This window comes from Spirillospora sp. NPDC047418, from assembly GCF_040643275.1.
Lineage (GTDB): Bacteria > Actinomycetota > Actinomycetes > Streptosporangiales > Streptosporangiaceae > Spirillospora.
In genome coordinates, this window is the sequence record NZ_JBEYTW010000003.1 from 126,438 (window position 1) to 147,535 (window position 21,098).

Sequence of the window (21,098 nt, forward strand, 5' to 3'; positions counted from 1 at the left end):
GTTATTTAGATTCATCCACCACCCCCACCTGCCCCCCCTGGGGCCGTTTGCCCGTGGGGTTTTTTTTTTTATCTCCACATAAAAAACAACCACCACGCCGCAGATCAACAACGGGTGGCTCGGGCGTGGCCCGGCGCGCTAGGGCTGGTAGCGGTAGCCCATTCCCGGTTCCGTCAGCAGGTGCCGGGGGTGGGACGGGTCGCTCTCCAGCTTGCGCCGCAGCTGGGCCATGTACTGCCGCAGATAGTGGGTCTCCGTCCGGTACGAAGGGCCCCACACCGTGGTGAGGAGCTGCTGCTGGGCGACGAGCTTGCCGGGGTTGCGGAGCAGGACGTCCAGCAGCCGCCATTCGGTGGGCGTCAGGTGGACGCCGTCCGACACCGTCTTCGCGGCCAGGTCGATCGTGTGCCCGCCCACCTGGGCCTCGGCGACCGCCTCGGCGGACGGGACCCGGCGCGTCACGGCGCGGATGCGCGCGACCAGCTCCTCGATGTCGAACGGCTTGGTGACGTAGTCGTCGGCGCCGGCCTCCAGCGCCTCGACCTTGTCGCCGCTGCCCGCCCGCCCCGACAGGACGATGATCGGGACCTCCGTCCAGCCGCGCAGCCCGTGGATCACCTCGATGCCCTCAAGATCGGGCAGCCCCAGGTCGAGCACGACCAGGTCGGGATGCCACGACCCGGCCCGGCGCAGCGCGGTGGTGCCGTCGGCGGCGACCTCCACCTCGTAGTCGCGGGCGCGCAGGTTGATCCGCAGCGCCCGCAGCAGCTGGGGTTCGTCGTCGACGACGAGCACGCGCGTCACGGCGCCTCCTTCCGGCCCATGGGCAGCGAGACGATCATCGTGAGGCCGCCGCCCGGGGTGTCCTCGGGGATCAGCGCGCCGCCCATCGCCTCCGTCAGCCCGCGTGCCAGCGCGAGCCCGAGCCCGACGCCGGTGTGGTTGTCGCGGTCGCCGAGCCGCTGGAACGGCAGGAACGCCCGCTCCCGCTCGCCCTGCGGGATGCCGGGGCCGCGGTCGGCGATCCGCAGCTCCACCCGGTCGCGGATCGCGCCCGCGGTGATCAGCACGGGCTCGCCGGGCGGGCTGTGCCGCAGCGCGTTCGCGATGAGGTTGACGAGCACCCGTTCGAGCAGGGCCGGGTCGGCCGACACCTCGGGCAGCGCGGGATCGAGCCGCACCGACGCCTCGCCGGCGCCGAGATCGCCGAGATCGTCCAGGGCGCGGGGGACGACCTCGTCCAGGGCCAGCGGGCGGGCGGCGATGCCGAGGACGCCCGCCTGCAACCGGCTCATGTCGAGCAGGTTCGCGACCAGCCGGTCGAGCCGGTCGAGGGACTGCCGCGCCGTGTCGAGCAGTTCGGCGCGCTCCTCGTCCGTCCAGGCGATGGAGGTGCCGGTGAGGCTGTCCACCGCGGCCTTCGCCGAGGCCAGCGGCGTGCGCAGGTCGTGGCTGACCGCGTTGAGCAGGGCGGTGCGCATCCGGTCGGCGGCCTCCAGCGGGCGCGCCCGCTCGGCCTCCGCCCGCAGCCGCTGCTGCCGCAGCGCGCCCGCCGCCTGCACCGCGAACGCCTCCAGGACGCGCCGGTCGCCGGCCGGCATCGGGCGGCCCCGGACGGCCAGCGTCAGATCGTCCCCGACCGGGATCTCGGCGTCGCCGTCGCCGGGCGCGCCGCAGGGACGGCCCCCGACGGTCGCGACGATCCGCCAGTCCGCGTCCCCCACCGGACGCTCCGCCGGACGTTCCAGCAGCGTCACCGACGCCAGCCCGAACGTCTCGCGGAGCCGGCCGAGCACCGCGTCCAGCGCGTGCTCGCCGCGCAGGACGTCCCCCGCCAGCGTCGACAGGACCTCCGCCTCCGCGCCCAGCCGCGCCGCCTCCCGGGACCGGCGCGCGGCACGGTCCACGACCACGCTCACCCCCATCCCGACCAGCACGAACACCGCCAGCGCGAGGAGGTTCTCCTCGGCGGCGACGGTGAACCGGTGGACGGGCGGGGTGAAGTACCAGTTCAGCAGCAGGAACCCGGCGACCGCGGTGAACATCGCCGCGCGCATCCCGCCGACCAGCGCGATCGCGACCACCGCCGCCAGGAAGAACAGGATGTCGGACGGCAGCGAGATCGCCGGACGCGCCTCCAGCAGCCCGAACGTCAGCAGCGGCAGGCCCGCCAGCGCCAGCAGGAACCCGCCGACCCGGCGGCCCACCGGAAGCCCCTGCTCCCGCCCCGGCCGCGCGACGCCGCGCCGCGCCTGGTCGTGGGTGACCATGTGCACGTCGATCGAGCCGGACCGCGCCGTCGTCGTCACGCCGATGCCCGGCCGCAGCAGCTGCGCGAACCGTCCCCGCCGCGACACCCCCAGCACCAGCTGCGTCGCGTTGGCGCCGCGCGCGAAGTCCAGCAGCGCGCGCGGCACGTCGTCGCCGACGACCTGGTGGTAGGTGCCGCCGAGCCCCTCCACGGTCTGCCGCTGCCGGGCGAGATCCCCCGGCCGCGCGCCGGCCAGCCCGTCGCCGCGCGCGACGTGCACGGCGAGCAGGTCGGCGCCCTTCGACCGGGCCGCGATGCGGGTGGCGCGGCGCAGCAGCGCGTCGCCCTCCGGGCCGCCGGTCAGCGCGACGACGATCCGCTCGCGCGCCTCCCACGTCCCGCCGATGCCGTGGTCGGCCCGGTACCGGTCGAGCTGGTCGTCGACCTTCCCGGCCAGCCACAGCAGCGCCAGCTCCCGCAGCGCCGTCAGGTTGCCGACCCGGAAGTAGTTCGACAGCGCCGCGTCGACCTTCTCGGGCCGGTACACGTTGCCGTGCGCCATCCGCCGCCGCAGCGCCTCCGGCGCCATGTCGACCAGCTCGACCTGGTCGGCGCGGCGGACCACCTCGTCCGGGACGGTCTCCCGCTGCACCACCCCGGTGATCTGCTCGACGACGTCGTTGACCGACTCCAGATGCTGGACGTTCACGGTCGAGATGACGTCGATCCCGGCGTCCCGGATCTCCTCGACGTCCTGCCACCGCTTCGCATGGCCGCCGCCGGGGGCGTTGGTGTGCGCCAGCTCGTCGACCAGGACCACCGCGGGCGCCCGCTCGATCACCGCCGCGACGTCCAGCTCGGTGAACTCGGCGCCGCGATATGTGAGCGTCGTGCGCGGGACGACCTCCAGGCCGTCGAGCAGCGCTTCGGTGCGCGGACGGTCATGCGTCTCGACGTACCCGACGACGACATCGGTGCCGCGCTCGCGTCGCCGCCGCGCCTCCGACAGCATCGCGTACGTCTTCCCCACGCCGGGGGCGGCCCCCAGGTAGACGCGGAGCTGCCCCCTGGCCATACCCCCATCCTCCCAGGCCGCGCCCCTTGCGCGATGCCGTGCCCTCCCGTCTTGACGCCGTCCATACGCCATCGCCGCCAACCTCGACGCTCTTCATACGCGAGGAGGGTGACGGCCGGGGCCGGTGGGCCGGGTACCGTTTCGCCGTATACCGGTCACGCCGAACGACCGCGTCCGCCAGTCATTCGAGTGAGCGCCCGTGCAGACCCTGATCATCGACAACTACGACTCGTTCACGCACAACCTCGTCCAGTACGTGGCGGAGGCGGGGGCCGAGCCCGTCGTCCTGCGCAACGACGAGGTGCCGTGGAGCCCGGGGCTGCTGGAGCCGTTCGACAGCGTCGTCATCTCGCCCGGCCCCGGCTCGCCGGAGCGGGCCGAGGACTTCGGGATCTGCGCGGACGTGATCAGGCACGCCGGGATTCCGCTGCTCGGGGTGTGCCTCGGGCATCAGGGGATCTGCCATGTCCTCGGTGCGCGCGTCGTGGCCGCCCCGGAGGTCCGGCACGGGTTGTCCTCATGGGTCGAGCACACTGGGGACGGGTTGTTCCGGGGGGTGCCGTCGCCGTTCTCGGCCGTCCGGTACCACTCGCTGGTCGTGGACGAGCTGCCGCCGGAGCTGGAGGCGGTGGCGTGGACGTCCGATGGCGTGCTGATGGGCGTCCGGCACCGGCGCCGCCCGATCTGGGGCGTCCAGTTCCACCCGGAATCGGTGTGCACGGATCATGGGCGGCGCATCATCGCGAACTTCCTGGCGCAGAGCGGGCAGGTTGACGCCTCACCGCGCCGCGGCGCGGCAGGTCCGGGGGCGTTGGCGCGGGCGCAGGCGGGGGCGAAGGCGCCTGCGAAGGCGTTCAGGGTGGTCGCGCGGAGGCTGGGCGCGCCGGCGGTGGCCGAGGACGTCTTCGGTGCGCTGTTCGCCTCGTCCGACCGGGCGTTCTGGCTGGACAGCAGCCGGACCGGCGAGCACGGCGGACGGTTCTCGTTCATGGGGGACGCCGGCGGCCCGCTGGCCCGGTTCGTCACGTTCGACGTGGAGACGGGCGGGCTGGCCGTCGAATCGGCGAGCGGGCGGGAGCGGATCGAGCGCGCGTCCTTCTTCGACTGGATCGATGCCGACGTGCGCGCCCACGCGGCGGAGATCCCGGATCTCCCGTTCGGCTTCGCGCTCGGCTGGGTGGGATACCTCGGTTACGAGCTCAAGGCCGAGACCGGAGGCTCCCGCGCGCATCGCTCCCCGCACCCCGACGCCGCCATGATCTTCGCAGACCGCGCCGTGGTGTTCGATCACGCGGACGGTGTCGTCCATCTCCTGGCGCTGTGCCCGGTGGGCGACGACCGTGCGGCACTGTCCTGGCTGGACGACACGGAAGCGCGCCTGGCCGAGCTGCCCGTCCCGGAAGCACCCGCCCCGATCACCGAGCCGCCCGGGGCGTCGCGGCCGTCGAGGGCGTCGGGGCTGCTGACGCTGCGGCACGGGCGGGGCGCCTACCTCGGCAAGATCGCCGAGTCCCGGCGGGAGATCATCGCCGGGGAGACCTACGAGGTCTGCCTGACCAACCTGCTCACGGCCGCCGTCCGCGCGGACCCGTGGGACCTCTACCGCCGCCTCCGGCGCAGCGACCCGGTGCCGTTCGGGGCCCTGCTGCGGTTCGGCGACCTGACGGTGCTGAGTTCCTCACCCGAGCGATTCCTGCGGGTGTCGGCGGACGGGCAGGCCGAGTCGAAACCGATCAAGGGCACCCGGCCGCGCTCGTCCGACCCGTCCGAGGACCGGCGGCTGCGCGCGGAACTCGCCCGCAGCGTCAAGGACCGCGCCGAGAACCTGATGATCGTCGACCTCGTCCGGCACGACCTCGGGGGAGTCGCCGAGGCCGGGTCGGTCACCGTCGACCCGATCTTCGACGTGGAGAGCTACACGACCGTCCACCAGCTGGTGAGCACCGTCCGGGCCCGGCTCCGCCCGGACATCTCGGCGGTGCGGTGCGTGCAGGCGGCGTTCCCCGGCGGCTCGATGACGGGGGCGCCGAAGATCCGCACCATGCAGATCATCGACCGGCTGGAGGAGGGGCCGCGCGGCGTGTACTCCGGGGCGATCGGCTACTTCTCGCTGTCCGGGGCGGCCGACTTCAGCATCGTGATCCGGACGGCCGTCGCCTCGGCCTCCGCCGGGCGCATCGAGTTCGGCATCGGCGGCGCCATCACCGCGCTGTCCGATCCGGCCGCCGAGTTCGAGGAGACCGCGGTCAAGGCCGCCCCGCTGCTCCGCCTGCTCGGCGCCCCCTTCCCCGGCCTCCCCGGTCACCCCGGCGTTCCCGCTGCTCCGGTCTCCGAGGCGACCCTCGTGGGCGGCGTCTGAAAGAGCCGTTGCGGAGCCCGAGGTGAGGGGCGGGGCGGGAGCGCGGGACCGCCCCGTCCCCTCGCGTCACTCGCCGTCGCAGGCGGGAGTGACGGTCTCGGGCGTCCCGGTGCCGATGAACCCGAACGTGGTGCCGGCGCCGGGCGCCAGCGCGCCGTTCCAGGATTCGTTCGCCGCGCTGACCGCCGTGCCGTTCTGCGTCACCTTGGCGCCCCAGAACTGCGAGACGGCCTGGCCGCCGCCGAACGTCCAGGACACCTTCCACGCGTCGATCGCCGCCGTCCCGGTGTTCTTGACGGTGACCTCGCCCTGGAAGCCGCCTCCCCACGACCCGGTCGTCTTGTAGGCGGCCGTGCAGTTGCCATCGGACGGCGGAGGGGTGGTGGGCGGGTCGGTCGTCGGCGGGTCGCTGGTGACCGGCGGGCTCGTCGGGGGCGTGGCGTCGGAGGTGTCGCCGTAGACGATGCCCCGCCCGTTCGTGCCGAGATAGACACGGCCGTAGACGCGGGGATCGCCGGTGAGCGCCTCGCCGGCGTTGCCGTACTGGTGCTGGTCGTCGTTGATGCGCGTCCAGGTGCCGCCCGCGTCGTTCGACCGGAACAGCCCGGTCACGCCGCCGACCGTCCCGACCAGGTAGACCGCTGGGTAGTTCGCGCCCGGAGCGGCCTTCCCGAACCCGACGTTCACCGCCTTGGAGATGCCCGCGGCCGTACTGTCGCCCGCCTTGCTGAAACTCGCGCCGGAATCGGTCGAATGGAACAGCCCGGTGTCGCCCGCGAGCCAGATGTCGCCCTCCTTGCCGGGCACCGCCTTGAAGTGGACACCGCTGGACGGCAGCCCGGACGCCGCCGTCGCCGAGAACGACTGCCCGCCGTTCGTGCTGACGTAGAACTTGCCTCCGGAGAACGCGTAGAACTTGCTCGCGTTCACCCGATCGGACTCGACGATCGCATTCGCGGGCACGCCGGACGACTGGCTCCAGCCGTTACCGAACCCGACCGAATACACGACCTGCTGCCCGCTGTCACCGGGCGCCCACACGAAACGGCTTCCGTCCGCCGCCGCCGCGACGGTCCCGCCATTGTTGATGCCGCCGGGCTCGGTGCCCTGGAACCAGTTGGCCCCGCCATCGGTCGAGAACGCCACATGACTGTCGTTGGGACGATCCGAATCGGTGAAGTTGCCCGCCCGCACCATGATGCTCGGCTTGCCCTCGGCATAGTCGAGGCTGGTGGTGCTGGTGAAGACGGGCTGCGTGAACATGGTCGACGGAACGGATCCGAGATCGGTGTGCCGGAACCCGCCGATGTCCCCGAGCCCGCTGATCAGCGGTGCCCCGGACGGCGGGCTGACCAGGTCCAGGACGGCGGTCTCCTCCAGCCCCTTCACCATCGGTTCGATCGTGAACTGGCCGCCCGCGTCCCACTGGGTGAGGTTCTCGGTGCCGTAGATGGTGGCGCCCGTCCCGTACATCAGCCGGTTCGAGTTGAACGGGTCGATCTCCACCGACTCGTTCATCCAGCCGAGTTTCGGGGTGACCTCCGGTGGCGACGGATTGGTCCCGAACGTCAGCCAGGGCACGTCGGAGACGTCCTGGGTGTAGCGGAAACTGCGGTTCGGATAACTCGTCCAGTCCCAGATCCGGGTCCAGGACGCGCCGCCGTCCGTGCTCCGCCACATGATCATGTCGGGCCACCAGGACACCTGCGTGGCCACCATCAGCGTCCCGGGATGCTGCCGGTCGACGGTCAGGCCGCTGTAGCCGAAGTAGTCGTCCGAACTGCTCGACGGTATCGGGCTGATCTGCGTCCAGGCACCCGACTGAGTATCGAACTTCCACACATCGCCCTTGCCGCCGTCATAGGGGCCGGCCGTGTCGCTGGTAGCGATGTAGAGCACATGATTCGCGGCATCGAGCACGCCCTTGTGGGCGATGTACCCGGTCGGCCGCCCCGGTACGGGCTCCCACGTGGCACCCGCGTCCGTACTCCGGTAGACGGTGTTCTCCTTATCCGCCACGCCCACATAAATCGTCCTGCTCGGCGATCCGGCGGTTCCGCTGCTCTCGTCGAACGTCACCCAGACGACTCCGGGCCGGTGATTGCCGTACCCGGACGTGTCGCTCGGGTTGTCGGAGTAGTCACCGGGATTGGTGAAGCTGTTCACCTTCGCCCAGGTCGCACCCCGGTCGGTGCTCCGCCAAAGCCCATGCCCCTCGGACGTGCCCATATAGAGCACGCGATTGTCGTTCGGATCCACCGCGAGCCGCTCGCCCATGCCCCGTCCCGGCATGTTCCCGCCGAGCTTGAACGGCAGTTCGGCCGCCTGCCACGTCTTGCCCCGATCGGCCGACCGCAATACGGCCCCATGATTGGGATCCCAGTCATTGGTATACATGCCAACGGCCGCATAGACCCGATCCGCGTCCACCGGGTCGGCGGCAAGACTGATGACGCCGTTGTACCCCCACTTGTCCCAGCCGACCCAGTCCAGCAGCGGCACCCACCGCCCGGCCGGCTGGTCCCACCGATAGGCCCCGCCGATGTCGGTGCGGGCGTAGACCAGGTTCTTCTCCTTGCGGCTGAAGACGATGCCGGGCACGAACCCGCCCCCGTCGATCCGCACGTTCTTCCACGTATACGTCTCGGCGGCCGCCGCGGGACGGACCGCGACGGCGGCCACCACCGCCACCATCGAGGCGACCAGGGCCAGCGCCGCCACCACGGCCGCCACGGCCCCGCTGATCGATCTCCGCATGGGCATGCACAACCTCCCTGGATCCGACTGGAGTTGGATCTGACTGGAGGCTGATCGAAGCGCTTCGATTCGTCAACGATTCCCGTGGCCTGCCACGGTGCGCCCCGCCCACCTGCGCAGACGAGCGGACCGCCATGAAAACCCGCGAAAACCATTCGAGCGCCCGCGTCCCCGCGTCCCCGCGTCCCCGCGTCCTCGCGGCCCGCATTCCCGGGTGGCCAGTTGCCCGGCTCGGCGGGTCAGGGGCGTTCTAGGGATTTGCGGGTCCAGTGGGCGGCCTGGCGGGCCAGGTCGTCCTGCTGGTCTCGTCCGGTGCCGTACTGGATTTCGGCCACCAGGTTGTCGACGTGGAACCAGATCACCGAGTCGCCGTCCGGGCCGGGGGTGGTGAAGGCCGCGTCACTCAGGTCGGAGAGTGGCGTGACCTGCTCGGTGGCGTTGGCCTTCTCCTCGGCGAGCAGGCGGCGGGCCTCGCCGGCGGTGTCCGCGGTGCGGAGGGTGAGGGTGAGCCGCTCGTCTCCCTTCGCCAGCGCGGAGGTCTGCCAGACGCAGTTCTTGCGCGGCCGTCCGGTGGACGAGTCGGGGCTCTCGTCGCCGTGGTTGTGGAAGGTGCGCACCAGCCGGGTCGCCTGTTCGGCGCTGATGAGACCGCATGGGGCGGGCGCGGACGCGAACGGGGCCGGTCCGGCCGTGCCGGTGGATGCTCTTGCCCGGGGCGCCGGTGAGGGCGGCTCGTCCTGGCTGCGGGTGATGATGATCGTGATGGTCGCGATGACCGCCGCTGTCGCCACGGCGGCGGCCAGGGCGGCGAGGAACCAGGGGCGGCCCGGTTTCGGCGAGTGGGCGGGGAGGGTGGGATGCCCGGCGTCGGCGGAGTGCGGTGTCGGCGGCGGGGCCGTGGGGAGCGGGGCCGTGTGCTCACCGGCCACCAGGGCGCGCAGGTACGGCTCGGCCGCTTCCGCGCCCAGGCGCGCCACGGGGTCCTTGACGAGGAGCCGTTCCAGCAGCGGGGCCAGTGGCCCGGCGGCGCGAGGCGGATCCGGCTCGTCGGCGAGGACGGCTCCCAGCGTGCCCATGACGGTGCTTCGGGCGAACGGCGAGCGGCCCTCGGTCAGGGCGTAGAGCGTCGCTCCCAGTGACCACAGGTCGGAGGCGGGGCCGCCGTTGTCGTGCCGCGCGCGTTCGGGCGCCATGTAGGACGGCGACCCGATCAGCGAGCCCGGCCGCGTGAGCGTGGCCTCGCCTTCCAGCGCGGCGATGCCGAAATCGGTGAGGACGGCGGCTCCGTCCTCGCGGAGGAAGATGTTGGCGGGCTTGACGTCCCTGTGCAGGATCCCCTGGGCGTGGGCCGCGCGGAGGGCGCCGACGATCTCCAGGCCGATGCGTGCCACCCGATCGGGCGGGAGGGGGCCTTCGTCGGCGAGGATCGTGTCGAGGGAGCGGCCGGGAAGCAGATCCATGACGATGCACGGCCGGCCCTCGTCCATGACCACGTCGTGCACGGTGACGATCGACCTGTGCTGGAGGAGGGCGGCCGCCCGGGCCTCGCGCAGGGCGCGTTGTGCCGCGTGGTCGCGCTGCTCGGCGCTCAGATGGTCGGGGAGCAGGAGTTCCTTGACGGCCACGTCCCGGCCGATGAGCTCGTCGCGGGCGCGCCAGACCACGCCCATGCCGCCCGCACCGAGGCGCTGGACGAGCCGGTACCGTCCGGCGAGCGTGCGGACCTGCGCGGTCATGACTTCGCCGCCGCTCGCGCGACCCAGCGCGCCGCCTCGCGCGCCGCGCCGGGGGACGCGGTGCCGCGCTCGTACATGAACTCGATTCTCAGCACCGTGTTCTTCACCCGGAGTACGACCCCGGAGATGTCCATGGACTTCGACAGGCCCGTGGACGTGTAGGTGAACGCCTCGTCCCCTATGCCGTCGGCGGTGCGCGCCGCGCTCTCCCGCGCCTTCACGTGGGGGACGTCGATCTCGGTCCATCCCCAGTAATGGATTCCGGGTGTGGACGCGTTCTTGGTGCTCACGTACTTGTTGTGCGCCTCGACGGGCGACCGCGGGGGAGCGTCGACGGTGGTCCGGCCTAGGTCGCTGATCGCGACTCCGCGTTTGGACACCGCCCATCCGCAGGATTTCTCGTCCTCGTCGACCTCCGGCTTCCCGCGTGGTATCAGGCGGTCTACCTGCTGCTTCGTGAGCAGGCCGCACAGGTCGAGGCCGGGCGGCGCGCTCGGGGACGGCGTTGTGGAGGGCGCCGCCACCCTCGGCGCGGACGGCGCTGACCGTGTCGGATCGTCGGTCGCCCCGGTCTCTCGACTGGAGGTGTTCATGGCGACGGCGCCCACGAGCGCAGCGCCGATCGCGACCATGGTGACGCCCGCGGCGATCGGAACCCATATCCGCCGCGTTCCCGTCCGCGCGGGAACGGACGGGACCGGGGCCGGGGGCGGGGCCGGCAGACCGGACGGCCTCCCGGCGGACACATTCCACAGGGCCCGCCGCACGTCCCCGATTCCCGGCCGCGCGGACGGGTCCTTCCGCAGCAGATGCCACAGCAGCGGTGAAAGGTGGCCGGCCTGCCGTGGCGGCGCCGGCTCTTCGGCCAGCACGGCGCCCAGCACCGCCATCGGGCCGTCCCGCTCGAAGGGCGGTCTGCCCTCGACCGCCGCGTAAAGGGTCGCCCCGAGCGACCACAGATCGGACTCGGGGCCGCCCGGCTGCTCGCGCAGCCGCTCGGGGGCGATGTATCCGGGGGAACCGACGAACGTCCCGGTGCGGGTGAGGGCGGGATCGGCCTCGATGTTCGCGATGCCGAAGTCGGTCAGGACGACCCGGCCGTCCTCGGCGAGCAGCACGTTGCCGGGCTTCACGTCCCGGTGCACGATGCCCCGGGCGTGCGCGGCCCCGAGCGCGTCCAGCAGGGCCGCGCCGATCCGGGCGGCCGCGGCGGGCGGGCACGGGCCGTCCCGCCGGATCGCCTCGGCCAGGGAGGCACCGCGGACCAGCTCCATCACGATCCACGGCCGCTCGTCCTCGATCACCACGTCGTGCACGGTGACGACACCGGGGTGGTCGATCAGCGCGGCCGCCCGCGCCTCCCGCTGCGCCCGGTCCGCCGCCACCCGGCGCTCGTCCGCGGTGAGCACGTCCGGGAAGACGATCTCCTTGACCGCGACGGTGCGGTGCAGCGTCTCGTCCACGGCCGACCAGACCGTCCCCATGCCGCCGCTGCCGAGCCGCTCCCCGAGGCGGTACCGGCCGGCGAGCACATGACCTGACACCTGAACCCCGGTCCCCCTTCCGACGACCGATCACGTGGCCGATCCGGCAATGATCCGACACGGACCCGCCTTCGCGCGACCCGGGAGCCACATCCGATGGCGCCGCCACTACCGGACGGGGAGGTGGTGAAGGGAACTGGGCAAGGGGAGCAGGCTTCTTGAGCGGGGCGCGCGAGGGCCGGAGCATCCCGCGCGCCCCTGGTGGATCAGCAGTGGTCCATGTTGTTGGGCGGGTCGTTGCTCGTCCACACGTGGACGGCCGGGACGTAGCCCCAGGTGCCCGTGTCGTCGCCGTAGGTGTAGTACCAGATGTAGTTCCCGCCGCCCGTGTAGGCCCCGGTCACGTAGCACTTGAACCAGCTGGGGTTGCTGCGCAGGTGGTCGACGATCGGTGAGTTGGTGCCGTACATCGCCCGCTGGTAGATGGCCGTCGGCGCGTCGTTCCCGCAGTGCAGGTGGCCGCTGCCGTCGACGTAGCAGGGCGGGTTGGCGTAGGCCGTCCCGCCGGTGAGCGTGAGCGTCGTGGCGGCCGCCGCCACGGCCGCGGCCCCCGCGATCGCGGCCCGCCGGTGCATCCTCATCCGGAGGTTCTCCTTTACTCGTGACTTCGTGTCTGAAACGTGAATCTCTTCCCCCGGCCTGCGTCCTCCTCCCCCGGTTCCGGGATCGTCAGGACGTCAGAATCGCTCGGCTTTTACGAAGGCCACAAGGTGTTTTAGTCTGGGCTGAAAGACGCATCTCGCGACGGGGGTCCGGGTGTTTCGCATTCATTTCACGAGTGAAGATCTTGCGCGCGTCCGGGTCGCCGTCCTCGGGCCATTGGCCGAGACCCAGTTGAGCCTGCAGGTCCTGCAGCGACGGGACGACGCGGTGGCGTTCGGTGCCTGGCGGCGGCGGGCCGGGGACGCGCTGCCGCCCGAGGCGCGCGGCCTCGCCCGGTTCCTGGCCCATGCGTCCCATGCGCCGCTGGACCTGTTCACCCTGGTAGGCGCCGTGGGCGAGCGGGACGAGTTCGTGGACCGGGTGATGGACGTCCCGTTGGAGCCGCTTCGCGTCGAGGTGGAGACCTTCCCCGGAATGGCGCGCCGCCGGCCGCCCTGGCTGCGCCACCTGGGCCACGAGGAGGACGCGTCACATCGGTTGGCGACGGCCGTCCGGGCCTGTTACGACGCCGGTCTCCGCCCTTACTGGACGCGGATCAATGATCACCTGGAGGCGGAGAAACACGCATACGGAAGGGCCATGGCCGAAGGCGGAGTCCATGCCCTGCTTTCCAGTCTCCGGCCCATGCTGCAATGGAAACCGCCGGTGCTGGAGATTCCTGGATATCAGCCGTACAGAATAAGCGATCTGCACCTGAACGGCAGGGGAGTGGTGCTCGCACCCTCCCTGTTCTGCCGCAGCCGCCCCCTGGCGTACGCGCCCCTCCGCGACCCGGACGCCGCCCTGCTGCTGATCTGTCCCGCGCTCCGCGACCCGCTCGCCGCCGCGCAGATCTGGGCGCCGCCCACCTCGCGTCCGAGCGAAGCCGTCGTCGCGCTGCTCGGCCGGACGCGCGCCGAGGTCCTGGACTGCGTCGCCGAGGAGCGCACCACCAGCGAGATCGCCGGGCGCCTGCGGATATCGGTCTCGGGCGCCAGCCAGCACGCGGCGGTGCTGCGCAGCGCCGGGCTCGTCACCTCCCGGCGGGACGCCAACCGCGTCCTGCATCACCTCTCCGCCCTCGGCGCCGCCCTCCTCGACGGCCGGACCCCCGCCACCGGCCGCGCGTGACCGCGCCGCACCGGGCCCGCCGCCAGGCCCGCGGGCCCCGTGAGGGGCAGGGCCCGCCGCCGGGCCCGCGGGCCGGCGGCGGGCATCGCTGACCGTCAGCCGGTGACCGTCAGCTGGCGAAGGTGAACCAGTTGAGGTTGACGAAGTCGGCCGGCTGTCCGCTGCTGAACGTGATGTAGACGGTGTGCTTACCGGTCACTCCGGACATGTTGGCGGGCACCGTCCGCCAGGTCTGCCAGCCGCCGGTGTTGGCGACGGCGAACTGGCCGAGCACCTGCCCGGTCGGGCTGTCCAGCCGCGCCTGCACCAGGCCGCTGACCCCGGCCGGCGCGCCGGAGGCGACCCTGGCCTTGAACTGCGTGGCCGGGGTGCCGCCGAAGTCGACGTTGTCGTAGCGGAGCCAGTTGCCGTTGTTGATGTAGCCGACGTCCTGGCCGCCGCCGCTGTCGGTCGTGCTCTCCAGCTGCGTGCCCGACTGGGCCTGGTAGCCCTCCGCCTGGATGGTCGAGCGGGCGTCGACCCCGCCGCCCGTCGGGGGCGGGGTGGTGGTGCCGCCGCCGCTCTGCCAGATCGCGACGTAGTCGACGACCATCGGACGTCCCGAGACGGTGTCCGCGGTGGGCGTGCCGAACCCGGCGACGCCGTTGGGGAAGCCGCCGCCCATGGCCACGTTGAGCAGCAGGAAGTAGCCGGCGTGGCTCGTCATGTTCGCCCATGTGGTGGCGTCGAGCTGGTTCTGGCCGATGCTGTGGAACTGCTGGCCGTCCACGTACCAGCGCAGCTGGTTGGGGCTGACGCTGCGGTCCCACTCGAAGCGGTAGGTGTGCATCGCCGACTGGCAGGACGAGCCCGGGCAGGCGCGGTTGGCGCCGAGCCCGTTCGTCTCCTGGCACGCGCCGCCGGGGTTGACACCGCAGTGCAGGACGCCCCAGACGGAGTTGATCCCGTTGACGTTCTCCATGATGTCGAACTCGCCGATCGCCGGCCAGTTCTGGTAGTTGCCGCGGTACGGGGAGCCCAGCGCCCAGAACGCCGGCCAGTAGCCGAGGGCCTGGTTCCCGGTGACGTTCGGCATCTGGACGCGTCCCTCGATGCGCAGGACCCGGCCGTCGGCGGGCTTGAAGTCGGTGCGCTGGGTCTCGATGCGGGCCGACGTCCACTCGCCCGAGGAGCTCTTGATCGGGGTTATCCGCAGGTTGCCGCCGCCGTCCAGGCTGACGTTGGCGGGGTCGGCGGTGTAGCGCTGGATCTCGCCGGTGCCCCAGTTTCCGGGGCCTCCCGGGTAGCCGTGGCCGGTGTCGATGATCCAGTTCGCGGACGAGGGGAGCTGTCCGGCGGAGCCGTTGAAGTCGTCGCTCCAGACCAGGCTCCAGCCGTCCGGGGGCGGCGGGACGGCCGCGCCGGCCGTCGGCGCCGTCACGGTGGTGGCGAGCACGGCCGGGAGCGCTGCGGCGAGCACGGCCAGGACGGACCTTCGCCAGCGGCGGGGACGTCTCGGTGGGGTCATGGCGGGGACCTCCAGAGCGGGGGTGGGAGCAGGCGCGGGGCGCCTGCCTCTGGTGGGGTCAATGTCGCCCGCCGAGACCCGCCCGTCAAGAGTCTGGAGAGCGCTCTCTCGGGCGCCTTGGAGTGTGATGGCCGCGCCCATCTGCGCATATATCGGTTATATCGCTGGTCAGATTCTTGGGAGAAATCGCTCTCTTGACAGCCCTGCCTGCTGGCGCCATTCTCTGCGAGAGCGCTCTCTCACCCGGTTCCGGGCCGGTTCCAGACCCCACCCCCACCGAGGACAGCCATGCGCAGAGCCCACCGCCGACTCCTGCCCAGCCTCGTCTCCGCCGCCGTCCTGGCGCTCGGCCTCTCCGCCTGCGGGAGCGGAGACGGCGGCGCCGGCTCGGACGGCACGGTCACGCTGACCGTCGACACCTTCAGCACCTTCGGGTACGAGGACCTGTTCAAGCAGTACGAGTCCGCCCACCCCGGCATCAAGATCAAGCACCGGAACGTGGTGCAGCTCGACGAGTACCTGCCCCGCCTGGAGCAGTGGATCGCCGCGGGCAGCGGCGCAGGCGACGTCGTCGCCATCGAGGAGGGGATCCTCACCAAGTTCATGGCCCACCCCGACAAGTTCGTGAACCTGCTCGACCACGGCGCCGGCTCGCTCCAGGGCAACTTCCTCGACTGGAAGTGGAAGCAGGCGCTCAGCCCCGACGGCACGTACCTGGTCGGCCTCGGCACCGACATCGGCGGCCTGGCCATGTGCTACCGCACCGACCTCTTCGAGAAGGCGGGCCTGCCGACCGACCGGGAGAAGGTCGGCGCGCTGTGGCCGACCTGGGACGACTACATCGCCACCGGCCAGAAGTACTCCGCCAAGGTGAAGGACTCCAAGTTCGTCGACGGCTCGGTGAACCTCTACAACACGATCCTCGCGCAGAGTGCGAGCCAGACCGCCGGCTACACGTTCTTCGACCGCTCCGGCAAGCTCGTCGCCGGGAGCAATCCCGCGATCAAGAACGCCTGGGACACCACCGTGAAGATCCAGGAGGCCGGGCTGTCGGCCGGGCTGAAGTCGTTCGAGCCGAGCTGGGGCTCCGGCTTCAAGCAGGCCAAGTTCGCGACGATCGCGTGCCCGTCCTGGATGCTCGGCGTCATCAAGGAGAACGCCGGTGCGGACGCGTCCGGCAAGTGGGACGTCGCGGCGATCCCGGGCGGTGCGGGCAGCCGCGGCGGCTCGTTCCTCGCGGTGCCCAAGCAGAGCAAGCACGCCACGGAGGCGGCCGAGCTGGCCAAGTACCTGACCAGCGTGAACGGTCAGATCACCGCGTTCAAGGCGCGCAACAACCTGCCGTCGTCCCCGCAGGCGCTGGACGACCCCGCGGTGAAGTCGTTCAAGAACGCGTACTTCAGCGACGCCCCGGTCGGGGAGATCTACGCCGCCGGCGCGAAGGCGGTCAAGCCGCTCTACCTGGGCGCCGACAACAACCCGGTCGGGCAGCGCTTCGAGGACGCGCTGCTCGCGCTGGAGCAGGGCAGGCTCGCGCCCGACGCGGCGTGGAAGAAGGCCCTCGACGACGCCGAACGCGAAGCTCGATGACGATCTCCATCGGTTCCCGCACGGGGCCCCGGGCGGCCGGTCCGCCCGGGTCCCCGGTGCCGCGCCGCCGGTCGCGGACCGCGCTCACCCGGTGGGACATCAAGTTCTCGCCCTACCTGTTCATCTCCCCGTACTTCCTGCTGTTCTTCCTCTTCGGGCTGTTCCCGATGGGCTACACGGTCTGGGTGGCCCTGCACGACTGGGAACTGCTCGGCGCCCATGAGTTCGTCGGCCTGGAGAACTTCCGGCTCGTCCTGACCGACCCGCAGTTCTGGAACTCCGTCCGCAACACGGTCGGCATGTTCGTCATCGCCACCGTCCCGCAGCTGCTGGCCGCGCTGGTGCTGGCGAACGCGCTGAACCAGCGGATGCGGGGGCGGACGCTCGTCCGGATGGGCGTGCTCGTCCCGATGATCACCTCGATCGCCGCGGTGGCGATCGTGTTCGGCCAGCTGTTCAGCCGGGACTTCGGCCTCGTCAACTGGGTGCTCGGCTGGTTCGGGGTCGACCACCTCGACTGGGCCGCCCGGCGCTGGACGTCCTGGCTGGCGGTCTCGGTGATGGTCGACTGGCGGTGGACGGGCTACAACGCGCTGATCTACCTGGCCGCCATGCAGTCGATCCCGCGCGACCTGTACGAGGCGGCGGCGATCGACGGGGCGTCCCGCGCCCGCCAGTTCCGGACGATCACGCTGCCGCTGCTGCGGCCCACCATCATCTTCACCGCGATCGTGTCCACGATCGGCGGGTTCCAGCTGTTCACCGAGCCGCTGCTGTTCGGCAACGGCGACATGGCCGGCGGATCGCTGCGGCAGTTCCAGACGGTCACCATGTACATGTTCGAGAACGCGTTCCGCCGGTTCGACTACGGCTACGCGTCCGCCGTCTCCTGGATGCTCTTCATGCTCATTCTCCTCGGATCCCTCCTCAACTTCCTGTGGCTGCGGCGGATGGGAGGCACCAGATGATGATCATGAAGACGCCGGGGCGGCCGCGGCGCAAGCGCGGCGGCGGCGCCGTCGCGGCGCTGTGGGACGCCGGGCCGCTCACCCGCGTCACGCTCCTCGCGACGATCGTGCTGTCGCTGTTCCCCATCTACTGGATGTTCGTCGTCGCGACCCGCACCAACGACGTCGTCGGCTCGACGCCCCCGCCGCTCACGCCCGGCGGCGAACTGGGCCGCAACCTGTCCCGGCTGTTCGGCAATGAGCAGGCGCACTTCACGCTCGGGCTCGTCAACTCGGCGATCGCCGCCACGACGGTCACCGTGTCCACGCTGCTGTTCGCCTCGCTCGCCGGATTCGCCTTCGCCAAGCTGCGCTTCCGCGGGCGCGGGGCCCTGCTGCTGGTCATGCTGGCGACGATGATGGTGCCGGTCCAGATGGGCATCATCCCGCTCTACATGCTGATGGCCGAGATCGGATGGACCGGGAAGCTCCAGGCCGTCATCGTGCCGTTCCTCGTCACCGGTTTCGGCGTGTTCATGATGCGGCAGTACACGATGCAGGCCGTCCCGGACGAACTCATCGAGAGCGCACGCATCGACGGGTGCTCGACGTTCCGCATCTACTGGAACGTCGTCCTGCCGGTGCTGCGGCCCGCCATGGCCGTCCTCGGGCTGTTCACGTTCATGCAGACCTGGAACGAGTTCATCTGGCCCCTGGCCGTGCTCAACCCCGACAACCCCACCGTCCAGTACTCCCTGAACCTGCTCAACGGCGCCTACTACACCGACTACTCGCTGATGTTCACCGGCACCGCCGTGGCGACGCTCCCGCTGCTGGCCGTCTTCGTGCTGTTCGGACGCCAGATCATCAGCGGAATCATGGACGGCGCTCTCAAGGCATGACGAGTCACCACTCACCAGAGGGACCACGAGAACGATGACGGCCACGACCCCGCAGACCGACGACCGGCCCCTCACCTTCCCGCCAGGCTTCGTCTGGGGTGCCGCCACCGCCGCCTACCAGATCGAGGGCGCGGCACGCGACGACGGACGCGGCCCCTCGATCTGGGACACCTTCTGCCGCGTCCCGGGCAGGGTCGCGGGCGGGCACACCGGCGACGTCGCCTGCGACCACTACCACCGCTTCCGCGACGACGTCCGGCTCATGGCCGGCCTGGGCCTGGACGCCTACCGCTTCTCGGTCGCCTGGCCGCGCGTCCAGCCGGACGGCTCGGGCCCGGCCGACCCGCGCGGCCTCGGCTTCTACGACCGGCTGGTCGACGCGCTGCTCGACGCGGGCGTCACGCCGTACGCGACCCTGTACCACTGGGACCTGCCGCAGGCACTGGAGGACCTCGGCGGCTGGACGTCCCGCGACACCGCCCTGCGCTTCGCCGACTACGCGGGCCTCGTCCACGACCGCCTCGCCGACCGCGTCGACACCTGGACGACGATCAACGAGCCGTGGGTGGCCGCCTACCTCGGCTACGGCGCGGGCGTGCACGCCCCCGGCCGGACCAGCGCCGCCGACGCCTTCCGCGCCGCCCACCACCTGCTCCTCGCGCACGGCCTCGCCACCCGCCGGCTCCGCGCCGGCGGCGCCGAACAAATCTCACTGACCCTCAACCTCGCACCGATCATCGCCGTCGGCGCCACAGGGGTGTCTGGCGCCACAGAGGCAGCCCGAGCCACAGCGGTCTCCGGCACCACAGCGGTCTCCGGCACCACAGGGGTGTCTGGTGCCACAAGGGCCTCCGGCGCCGCGGAGGCGGACGCCGCGGCGGTCGGGCTCGTCGACGCGATGCTCAACCGGCAGTTCCTCGACCCGGTGCTGCGCGGCGAGTACGCCGGGCCGGTGCTGGCGGTCGCGTCCCGCCACGGGGGGCTCGACCACGTCCACGGCGACGACCTGGCCGTGATCGCCGAACCGATCGACTCGCTCGGCATCAACTACTACAACCCCACCTATGTCGCCGCCGCGCCCGGCACGCCGCCGAACCCGGTCTACCCGGGATCGGAGGGCATCGCGTTCCCGCAGGCCGGCCCGCCGCACACCGCGATGGGCTGGCCCATCGTCCCGGCGGGGCTCGGCGACCTGCTGATCCGGCTCAGCCGCGACTACCCGGGGGTGCCGCTCGTCGTCACCGAGAACGGCGCCGCGTTCGACGACGCCCCCGGCCCGGACGGGCGGGTGCGCGACGACGCCCGCATCCGCTACCTCGACGCGCACCTGCGCGCCGCGCACGCCGCGCTCACGGCCGGTGCGGACCTGCGGGGGTATCTCGTATGGTCGTTCCTGGACAATTTCGAGTGGGCGGAGGGCTACGGCAAGAGGTTCGGCATCGTCTACGTCGACTACGCCGACCAGCGCCGCCTGCCCAAGGACAGCGCGCAGTGGTTCCGTGACGTCATCGCCCGCAACGGGCTCGGGGGAGAGGTGGCGTGAAACGTCCCACGCTGGAGGCCGTCGCGGCCAGGGCCGGGGTCTCCCGGGCCACGGTGTCGCGCGTGGTCAACGGATCGGCCACCGTGAACCCGGAGATCCGCGCGACCGTCCAGCGCGCCGTCGAGGAACTCGGCTACGTCCCGAACTCGGCGGCCCGGAGCCTGGTGACCCAGCGCACCGGATCGATCGGGCTGGTGGTGTCCGAGCCGCCCGCCCGCGTCTTCTCCGACGACCCCTTCTTCTCCCAGGTCATCCGGACGGTGAGCCATGAGCTGGAGGCCGCCGACCGGCAGGCCGTGCTCATGATGCCGTCGTCGCCGGCGGGGCAGACGAGGGTCGAGCGTTACGTCGCGGGCGGCCACGTGGACGGCGTCATCCTCCTCTCCCTGCACGGATCCGACCCCCTGCCCGCGGCCCTCATGCGGACGGGCGTCCCGGTGGTGTCGCACGGCCGCCCGGTCTCCACGGCCCGGCCGCCGTACTGCGACGCCGACAACGTCGGCGGCGCGCGGGCCGCCGTCGAGCACCTCCTGGCGCGGGGGCGGCGGCGGATCGCCACTATCAGCGGCCCGCTCGACATGTCCGCGAGCCTGGACCGCCTGGCCGGCTACCGCGACACCCTGTCGGGCACCGGCCGCCGCTCGCTGGCCGCGATGGGCGACTTCACCCGCGAGTCGGGCGCGGCCGCGATGCGGCAGCTCCTGGAGGACGACCCGGGCCTCGACGCGGTGTTCGCCGCGAGCGACCTGATGGCGATCGGCGCCGTCTACGCCCTGCGGAAGGCGGGCCGCCGCGTCCCCGGCGACGTCGCCGTCGTCGGCTTCGACGACATCGACGCCGCCCGCTTCACCGACCCGCCGCTGACGACCGTCCGGCAGCCCATCGACGACGTCGCCAGGACGATCGTCCAGATGCTCCTCACCGGCTTCGAGGGCCACCCCGCCCCGGTGATCTTCCCCACCGAACTGGTCGTCCGCGACTCCACCTGACGGGCGGCCCGAACGGCCCCGCCCGCGTTGACGATCCCACGTCCCCGCCTTCGGCATGCCCGTAAAAAGATCGTATCGATTTATTGAACATATTCAATGTGCCCCTTAGGTTGGGACGTCATGAG

General features: G+C 71.6%; 14 protein-coding genes. 7 read left to right on the forward strand and 7 right to left on the reverse strand.

Going from position 1 to position 21,098, the window contains the following annotated elements; all coding sequences use genetic code 11:
- Positions 1 to 138 precede the first annotated feature (138 nt).
- Positions 139 to 804, reverse strand: coding sequence for a response regulator (locus ABZ806_RS02695; RefSeq protein WP_500214884.1), 666 nt, complete (start codon positions 802 to 804; stop codon positions 139 to 141).
- A complete protein-coding gene (locus tag ABZ806_RS02700) occupies positions 801 to 3,326 on the reverse strand; it encodes a DUF4118 domain-containing protein (protein WP_500214885.1) in 2,526 nt (841 codons plus the stop codon). The genes ABZ806_RS02695 and ABZ806_RS02700 overlap by 4 nt, the downstream gene beginning before the upstream one ends.
- A gap of 199 nt (positions 3,327 to 3,525) precedes the next feature.
- Here ABZ806_RS02700 and pabB point away from each other — a divergent pair, with 199 nt between their 5' ends.
- The gene (gene pabB, locus ABZ806_RS02705) at positions 3,526 to 5,685 is read left to right on the forward strand and encodes an aminodeoxychorismate synthase component I (protein WP_500214886.1); all 2,160 of its coding nucleotides are present in this window, start codon (positions 3,526 to 3,528) and stop codon (positions 5,683 to 5,685) included.
- Positions 5,686 to 5,751: 66 nt separating this feature from the next.
- Here the strand turns inward: pabB and ABZ806_RS02710 are convergent, their stop codons facing one another.
- The 4 genes from ABZ806_RS02710 to ABZ806_RS02725 all read right to left on the reverse strand — a co-directional run bounded on the left by ABZ806_RS02710 (position 5,752) and on the right by ABZ806_RS02725 (position 12,303).
- Positions 5,752 to 8,442, reverse strand: a complete 2,691-nt coding sequence (locus ABZ806_RS02710; protein ID WP_500214967.1) for a cellulose binding domain-containing protein — start codon at positions 8,440 to 8,442, stop codon at positions 5,752 to 5,754.
- A 239-nt stretch (positions 8,443 to 8,681) separates the two neighbouring features.
- A complete protein-coding gene (locus tag ABZ806_RS02715; protein WP_500214887.1) occupies positions 8,682 to 10,178 on the reverse strand; it encodes a serine/threonine-protein kinase in 1,497 nt (498 codons plus the stop codon).
- Positions 10,175 to 11,722, reverse strand: a complete 1,548-nt coding sequence (locus ABZ806_RS02720) for a serine/threonine-protein kinase (protein ID WP_500214888.1) — start codon at positions 11,720 to 11,722, stop codon at positions 10,175 to 10,177. Before ABZ806_RS02720 ends, ABZ806_RS02715 begins: the two co-directional genes overlap by 4 nt.
- A gap of 206 nt (positions 11,723 to 11,928) precedes the next feature.
- The gene (locus ABZ806_RS02725; RefSeq protein ID WP_500214889.1) at positions 11,929 to 12,303 is read right to left on the reverse strand and encodes a hypothetical protein; all 375 of its coding nucleotides are present in this window, start codon (positions 12,301 to 12,303) and stop codon (positions 11,929 to 11,931) included.
- 238 nt (positions 12,304 to 12,541) lie between these two features.
- Between ABZ806_RS02725 and ABZ806_RS02730 the strand changes: the two genes are divergently transcribed.
- Entirely contained in the window at positions 12,542 to 13,495 is a 954-nt protein-coding gene (locus ABZ806_RS02730; protein WP_500214890.1) for an ArsR/SmtB family transcription factor, read from the forward strand.
- A 109-nt stretch (positions 13,496 to 13,604) separates the two neighbouring features.
- Here ABZ806_RS02730 and ABZ806_RS02735 read toward each other — a convergent pair whose 3' ends face one another.
- A complete protein-coding gene (locus ABZ806_RS02735) occupies positions 13,605 to 15,002 on the reverse strand; it encodes a glycoside hydrolase family 16 protein (RefSeq protein WP_500214891.1) in 1,398 nt (465 codons plus the stop codon).
- A gap of 288 nt (positions 15,003 to 15,290) precedes the next feature.
- On the opposite strand from ABZ806_RS02735, the gene ABZ806_RS02740 reads away from it, so the two are divergent.
- Genes ABZ806_RS02740 through ABZ806_RS02760 form a run of 5 tightly spaced genes read left to right on the forward strand, consistent with a single transcriptional unit; the run spans position 15,291 to position 20,973 of the window.
- On the forward strand, positions 15,291 to 16,592 hold the full coding sequence (locus ABZ806_RS02740) for an ABC transporter substrate-binding protein (RefSeq protein ID WP_500214892.1): 1,302 nt from the start codon (positions 15,291 to 15,293) through the stop codon (positions 16,590 to 16,592).
- The gene (locus ABZ806_RS02745; RefSeq protein WP_500214893.1) at positions 16,589 to 17,560 is read left to right on the forward strand and encodes a carbohydrate ABC transporter permease; all 972 of its coding nucleotides are present in this window, start codon (positions 16,589 to 16,591) and stop codon (positions 17,558 to 17,560) included. Before ABZ806_RS02740 ends, ABZ806_RS02745 begins: the two co-directional genes overlap by 4 nt.
- Complete coding sequence (locus ABZ806_RS02750) at positions 17,560 to 18,441, forward strand: carbohydrate ABC transporter permease (RefSeq protein ID WP_500214968.1); 882 nt, start codon at positions 17,560 to 17,562, stop codon at positions 18,439 to 18,441. Before ABZ806_RS02745 ends, ABZ806_RS02750 begins: the two co-directional genes overlap by 1 nt.
- 34 nt (positions 18,442 to 18,475) lie before the next feature.
- The gene (locus ABZ806_RS02755) at positions 18,476 to 19,984 is read left to right on the forward strand and encodes a glycoside hydrolase family 1 protein (protein ID WP_500214894.1); all 1,509 of its coding nucleotides are present in this window, start codon (positions 18,476 to 18,478) and stop codon (positions 19,982 to 19,984) included.
- Positions 19,981 to 20,973, forward strand: coding sequence for a LacI family DNA-binding transcriptional regulator (locus tag ABZ806_RS02760; protein WP_500214895.1), 993 nt, complete (start codon positions 19,981 to 19,983; stop codon positions 20,971 to 20,973). Before ABZ806_RS02755 ends, ABZ806_RS02760 begins: the two co-directional genes overlap by 4 nt.
- Positions 20,974 to 21,098: the final 125 nt, after the last annotated feature.